At 52.3% G+C, this 6,679-nt stretch carries 4 protein-coding genes and 1 pseudogene; 1 reads left to right on the top strand and 4 read right to left on the bottom strand.

All coding sequences use genetic code 11. The features are described 5' to 3' along the window. Positions 1-632 precede the first annotated feature (632 nt). The 4 genes from scpB to ABYV26_RS17775 form a co-directional block, all read right to left on the bottom strand. Positions 633-1,268 (bottom strand): SMC-Scp complex subunit ScpB, encoded by a 636-nt coding sequence (gene scpB, locus ABYV26_RS17790; protein ID WP_372682700.1) that lies wholly within the window; start codon positions 1,266-1,268, stop codon positions 633-635. Positions 1,269-1,273: 5 nt separating this feature from the next. Further along, the gene (locus ABYV26_RS17785) at positions 1,274-2,032 is read right to left on the bottom strand and encodes a ScpA family protein (RefSeq protein WP_372682699.1); all 759 of its coding nucleotides are present in this window, start codon (positions 2,030-2,032) and stop codon (positions 1,274-1,276) included. A gap of 16 nt (positions 2,033-2,048) precedes the next feature. Then, on the bottom strand, positions 2,049-3,041 hold the full coding sequence (gene trpS / locus ABYV26_RS17780) for a tryptophan--tRNA ligase (protein ID WP_372682698.1): 993 nt from the start codon (positions 3,039-3,041) through the stop codon (positions 2,049-2,051). Positions 3,042-3,165: 124 nt separating this feature from the next. Continuing rightward, a complete protein-coding gene (locus tag ABYV26_RS17775; RefSeq protein ID WP_372682697.1) occupies positions 3,166-5,862 on the bottom strand; it encodes a CBS domain-containing protein in 2,697 nt (898 codons plus the stop codon). Positions 5,863-6,433: 571 nt separating this feature from the next. Here ABYV26_RS17775 and ABYV26_RS17770 point away from each other — a divergent pair. Further along, positions 6,434-6,679: pseudogene (locus ABYV26_RS17770) on the top strand (radical SAM protein); the annotation flags it as partial.

Below are 6,679 nucleotides of genomic sequence, written 5' to 3'. Positions count from 1 at the left end.
TGAGTTCGGTGCCTGTATTGGAAATCAACCCGGGCGCGGCATCATCAGAACTTGTGGGCATTCCACCCAGCACGATTAGAACAAGAATAAATGCTATAATTGGCATTTTCATGGTATCCATCCTTTCTCTTCCTTGGGGATAGAGTAAAGCAAAATAGTTGCCAATAATGCATTCTGTCGTGACAAAAAAATAATACAAAAAAAACAGATGGTTGCGGTCAGGTGGAGGTTGCTTGTTGATCGGTCAGATTTTAAGTTATGAAATGGTTTACCCATAATGATGGGGCATCTCTTTGCATTGTAACTTTTATTTCTTAATTGATGGATACGATAAACCTTCATCATCGTATCGCTCCAGCGAAAGGGGGTCATTTGGCGAACGTTTTGCGGTACCTATATGTATATGATAATAATGGATATAGGCCTTTTACAGTCCGCGCTTAGGTTCTTTTCCTCATGAGTTGGGTTGAATTGATCGAATTCACATGGAATGTCGGCCAATCTGGTCGTTGAGCCCATACGCGAACAGGAAAGGACCGGTGGTGGCGCAATTCACGCAATGAAAGGTGTTAAATAGCGCAGCTGAGCCTAACCTTTTTTCTGCTTGCGATGCATGCGCATGCGATCCAATTTTAGTCCTGATTGTCAAAATGGTTGTCGGCTTCCGGCGTTTCGGCAGGCAGAGGGGATGCAAGCGGGTGGTCTTCGGCGTGATCGTCGACATTGGTCTGTTCTTCGAGCCGCGATCGGCTGAGTTCTTCGATCTCTCTGGGGGTGGGCAGGTCCTTGAGATCCTTCAACTCGAACACTTCGAGGAAGTGTTTGGTGGTGGCGTAAATCAGCGGGCGCCCGGGGATTTCCTTGCGTCCCAGCACGCGGATCAGTTTGCGCTCCATGAGCATACGGATGACGCCGCCGCTGTCCACGCCGCGGATGTGCTCGATGTCGCTGCGGATGATAGGCTGGTTGTAGGCGATGATGGCCAGGGTTTCCAGGGCGGCCTTGCTCAGGCGGGGTGTGCTGGGCTTGATCAGTCGCTTGATCCATTCGTTGTAGCGGCCCTGCGAGCGGAGCTGGTAGCCGCCGGCCACCTGCTTGAGCACGAAGCCGCCGTCGCGCTGCTCGTATTCCGCCATCAGTTCATCGAGGGCAGTGCGGATCGCGGCGGTCTCTTCGCCCTCGATAATGCCTTTGAGGTGGTCCATCGTCAGCGGGGTTTCCGAGACGAAGAGCAGGCTTTCGATAATGTATTTAAGATCTTCCGCCATAACACCTACTGATAGAATATCCGGATAATCCCCGTGGGCACGTGCTGGGCGATGCGGATCAGGCAGAGCTTGGCCATTTCCAGAAGGGCCAGGAAGGTAACGATGATGTCTGACCGCTGGTGGCCGTCGGCGAACAGCTCGTCAAAGGTCATCGACTCCTTGGCCTCGAGCATTTCGGCCAACTGGGCAATACGGTCCTGGACAGAGATGCGGTCCCTGGTCAGGTCGACCCGATGGCCCGGCGTTACCTTGTCCAGAATGCTCTGAAACGCATCGATCAGTTCGAACAGGCCGATACGGATCACCTGATCATCTTCCACACCGTCCAGGAGATCGGCGTCCGGCTTTCGGGTAAAGGTCTTATCCCCCAGCAAATTGCGCTCCGCCAGCTGCTCGGCGGCCGATTTGATCCGAAGGTACTCGAGCAGTGGCCGGGTGATCTCCAGCCGGGGATCTTCTTCCTCTTCCTCACCCGCCTGTGGCGGCAGCAGCATCCTGGATTTGATATGGGTCAGGGTAGATGCCATGAGGACAAAATCGCCGGCGAAGTCGATATTCATCTGCTGCATCCATTCCAGATACTCCAGGTACTGCTCGGTAATCTGTGCAATCGGAATGTCGTAAATATCCACTTCCGCTTTTTTGATCAGATGGACCAGCAGGTCCATGGGGCCTTCGAAAATATCCAGGAGCCTGACCCGGTAAAGATCGTCTTCCGATTCATCGTGTGCCGCATTTATCAAGTTGTCCATCATCATTGGCATGGGTGGTTTAAACCTTTTAGTCTTTAATCCTTATAGCCGCCCTCACCTGTTCCATGGTTTCTTTGGCCACCGCCCGGGCTTTTTGGCTGCCGATGGCGATAATCTCTTTGACCCGTTCGGGCTCGGCTTTGAAATGCGCCCGTCGTTCGTGGAGGGGCTCCATGGCCTGGATCAGATTTTTGGCCATGATCTTTTTGCACTCGACGCAGCCGATTTCGGCGCTGCGGCACTGGGGGTCGACGGTCTCCACGGTATCTTGGCCCGAATAGATTTTGTGAAATTCGAACACATTGCAGACGTCCGGGTTGCCCGGATCGGATCGGCGCATGCGCTGGGGGTCGGTGATCATCTGGGACACTTTTTTGGCGATTTCATCCGGCGTATCGGAAAGGTAAATGGCATTATTGTAGGACTTGCTCATTTTACGGCGGTCCAACCCTAAAATCTTGGATGTCTGGGTCAGGATCGCCTCCGGTTCGGGAAACACGTCGCCGTAAAGAAAATTGAACCGCCGGGCGATTTCGCGAGTTATTTCCACGTGGGGTACCTGGTCTATGCCCACCGGTACGCCGTTGGCCTTGTACATGATAATGTCCGCGGCCTGGAGGACCGGGTATCCTAAAAATCCGAAGGTGGAAAGGTCCTTGTTTTCAATCTGGACAATCTGGTCTTTGTAGGTGGGGTTTCTTTCCAGCCATGGCACCGGCGTGATCATGGAGAGAAAAAGGAATAGCTCGGCATGTTCGGGAACCAGCGATTGAACGAAGAGGGTGCTTTTTTCCGGATCGAGACCGGCACTGAGCCAATCGATCATCATTTCGTTCACGTAGCCGGTGATGGCGCCGGGCGTTTCGTAGTCGCTGGTCAGGGCATGCCAGTCGGCAATGAAGAAAAAACAGTCGTACCCGTCCTGCATGCCGACCCAGTTGTTCAGTGCGCCGTGCAGATTGCCCAGGTGGAGCGGGCCGGTGGGCCGCATACCGCTTAAAATCCGTTTCTTGGAGCTCATCTAAACATCTCCTGATCGATGGTTTGGCTGCTGCCGGTTAGCAGAACGCATTCAGCCGCCGGTTATTGTTCAAACCTGGCATACTAAACAGAAGCGGGCGTGCAATCAAGAAAAATTTGATCCGTCAGGACTGCGACGGTCGACTTTTGGATCGGGATATGTTGCTTCTGAGGAAAGCCAGCTCATCCTCATGGGTTTTGACCAATCCGTTGAGTTTGGCTTCCAGGACCGCTTGAAGCAGTTTGCTGAATACGGGACCCGATGCGAGGCCCATGTCCAGTAGATCTTTTCCGGAGACGGTGATGGCCACATGGCGCAGCCGGGTATGGTAGAGCGAAATTCGCTTTCTGGCGATCTCGGAACCGGTGCAAACCATCATGTACAAAATCACTTCTGTTTTGAAGGCTTTGAGCAGGTTGTAGACGTCAGCGCTTTTCATGCGTTTATGCCATTCCAGTCGCGTGAGCTGTTTCTCTGCATGGATGCGGTATTCGCCGAACATCTTGGCATAACGCGGCGCAATGGTAAGGTGTTCACAGATTTCATGCGTGGCCTGCAGATCGCAGTGGCGGATCAATGCCATGAAAAAAACGGCCCATCGTTCATAGGGTTCATCGATGAAGAGCAAGTCGTGCCAGTCAGTCACTTTCTTGGTGGTATCGAGCAGGTGCTTCAAATCACTCTCTATCCTAATCCCCGGATGGATCACCGTTAACAGATCGTAGTCCATCAGCCTTAAAATCGTCGGCGCGGGGTTTTCTTCCTTCAGAATCAACTTGAGCTCCGCATTTACCCGCTTGCCAGCAAGGCGCTTGAAAAAATCCATTTTTACGGCATTGTCGATAAGGCTCGAGGTGAGTTTGCCAATCGTGAAACCAAATCGCTGCTCGAACCGCAGGGCCCTGAATACCCGCGTTGGATCTTCGACAAAGCTCAGGTTGTGCAGCACCCTCAATACCTTATCCTTGATATCCTTCTGGGCAGAGAAAAAGTCGATGAGCCTGCCAAATTTCCCCGGGTTGAGCTGAATGGCCAGTGTATTGATGGTGAAATCCCTGCGAAACATGTCCATCTTGATGGAGCTCATTTCAACGACCGGCAGAGATGCTGGAAATTGGTAATACTCCATTCGTGCAGAAGCGATGTCGATTTTAAAGCCGTCGGGAAATATAATCACGGCGGTTCCAAATTTCTGATGCGTGTGGGTTCTTGCCCCGAAAGCCTGGGCGAATGTCTTGGCAAAATCGATTCCGTTTCCCTCGATGACGACATCGATATCTTCATTTTTCCTGTACAAGAACAGATCCCGAACAAACCCGCCTACCACGTAGGCGTTGCAGTCCAACTGGCTGGCGGTTTCACCCAGTTGGACGAGGGTTTTCATTATCTGTTTGGATAGGCGCTCACGCAGGAAATTGTTCACCATTCGCGAGCGTTTGTTGCTGGATTTATCGTCCAATGGTGAAAATTCCTGGTTTGCGGGTCTATTCTGCTGAACCAGCGTGTTGAGCAGGTCGGTGCGGGTGATCACCCCAACAACCCGGCCGTCCTCCACCACCGGCAGAATTCGTTGCTTGTTCCCCATGATCTTGTCCTGGATCTCAACGACATCTGCATCTGGATGCACGTGAGATATTTCGGAGCTCATGTATTCGCGGATCGGAATCGTCTCGAGATGATGAAACAATGCTTTTTCGATGACCTGCCGGGTGATGTAACCACTGAATCCCGGTGTGTCGGAGCTGTTTCCGGCAACCAGAAGGGCGTTGATGTTGTAGCGGGTCAGCAGGGCTTTGGCGTCCTTGCAGGTGGTCTCCTCACTGGTCATGATGGCCGGCGAAGACATCAGATTCCTGGCCAGGCGCCTGGGGTTGATCTTGGCGTAAAGGGCCTCGAAGAGCAGCTGCTCGGTCTGGGCGATGGTTTTTCCTTTGACGGTTGCCGCGGCGGCTGACGGGTGCCCGCCTCCTCCGATCTGGTCCAGAATATCACCGACGTCGACATCATCCGTTCGGCTTCTTGCCACGACGTAGACCTTGTTCTCCATCTGTCCAAGGGCGAAAATGGCGTCGATGTTTTCCATTTTGGCCATTTTCTGGACAAGAAATGAAAAGTCGGGAAAATAGTCGTCGGTGGTCACACTGGTCAAGACGAGATCGACCCCTTTGATCACATAGTGCCTGGACGCTTGAATCATATCGTTTAGCAGCCCAATTTGTTCGGGGTTGAACTCCCGGGTGATCATGCTTGAAATAACGTTGCGATTGGCACCCCTTGAAAGCAGATAGGCTGCCGCCTTGAAGTCATGCTCCGTTGTCGAGGGAAAAGAAAACGATCCGGTGTCTTCATAGATTCCCAGGCACATGATAGTGGCCTCTTCCGGTGTGATGGGGATGTTTTTCTCACGGATAATGTCCGACAGAATGGTTACCGTGGCACCGGTCAGCCGATGATATTCTTTGTCGGCGGGAATATCATCGTCGTGTTTGGGATGGTGATCATAAATATGGATTTCCAAGCCGGGATTGTCCAAGACCCGGCGCAGGTCGCCGATCCGATTTTTTCGCCGGGTGTCAACCAGAACCAGCCTGGTGACCGCTGAGAAGTCGATTTTCCCCAGTTCTGCGATGTTGAATAGATAGACCATGGATTGGATGAAAAAATTCCTCAGATTTTTTTCCTGGGATCCGGGGAATACCACCAATGCATCAGGGTAAAGCTTCTGGGCGGCAAGCATTGAGGCCATGGCATCGAAATCCGCATTGACATGGCTGGTGATGATAGTCAGCGTTCGTCTGTCCGGGTTGATTTTACCAGTCAAAACCAAGTGGATGCCAGCCTTTCTAAATGGTTAAAACGCGAGAATATTACGCTGTTGGTTCCATTTTTGCAAGTATACCATACCGTTCGCACGGGTGTTACCGTGATCGCGAGCGCATTCCCCACCGTTTGCCGACGCGTAGCGGCGATTCCACCGTCGGGGTCGGAGCAGAGATACCGAGCACCAGGACGGCAGGGTCTGGGAGGCAACGGGAATACGCTATTCTTTATCATTCCGGTGCTGCGCAGCACTGCCGGTACCGGCAGAAAAATACCCGCAGCTTGTCGCAGCGAAGCAGAGATTTAACTCATGCGGGTCACTGGGAACTTTCAATGATTGACCAAAATGTCATCAATACCCTGAAACTAAATAAGTTATTGTTGTTTATAGCCTTTTATGGTAGCCAAGTGGCGATTGAAGCCTCCCCGCGACAGGCCGCGAGGAATCTTCACCCTGTGGATAGACGCATCGATTTAAACGACGCTGGCCAACCCCGTCGTTCGCGGCGGGGTTAGCCGGCGCTGTCGCGGTTAAATTAACCGATAGAAAGACAATGCGCCCGGATTGCCCTATGACATACAAGACCCTGTTCGGGCCGGTTCCATCACGCCGTCTGGATATTTCTCTCGGTGCGGATCTGGTGCCCCACAAGACCTGCAATCTGGATTGCGTACATGGTGAGTGTGGTGCCACGACCCACCTGACCATGAATAGCAAAAAATACGTACCGGTGGATCGGGTAAAGGACGAATTGAACCCGTACCTTTCACAAAATGATAGGATCGATCATATCACTTTTTCCGGTTCTGGAGAACCC

It is taken from the genome of Desulfosarcina sp. (genome assembly GCF_041551955.1).
Taxonomy (GTDB): Bacteria; Desulfobacterota; Desulfobacteria; order Desulfobacterales; family Desulfosarcinaceae; genus Desulfosarcina.
Note: the sequence above shows the minus strand (reverse complement) of the source record. Positions and strands in the feature narration are given on the sequence as shown.

Excerpts from the sequence above, each read along its gene's own strand:
- scpB (WP_372682700.1), bottom strand. The coding sequence starts at position 1,268 with ATGGCGGAAGATCTTAAATACATTATCGAAAGCCTGCTCTTCGTCTCG.
- ABYV26_RS17785 (WP_372682699.1), bottom strand. The coding sequence starts at position 2,032 with ATGCCAATGATGATGGACAACTTGATAAATGCGGCACACGATGAATCG.
- trpS (WP_372682698.1), bottom strand. The coding sequence starts at position 3,041 with ATGAGCTCCAAGAAACGGATTTTAAGCGGTATGCGGCCCACCGGCCCG.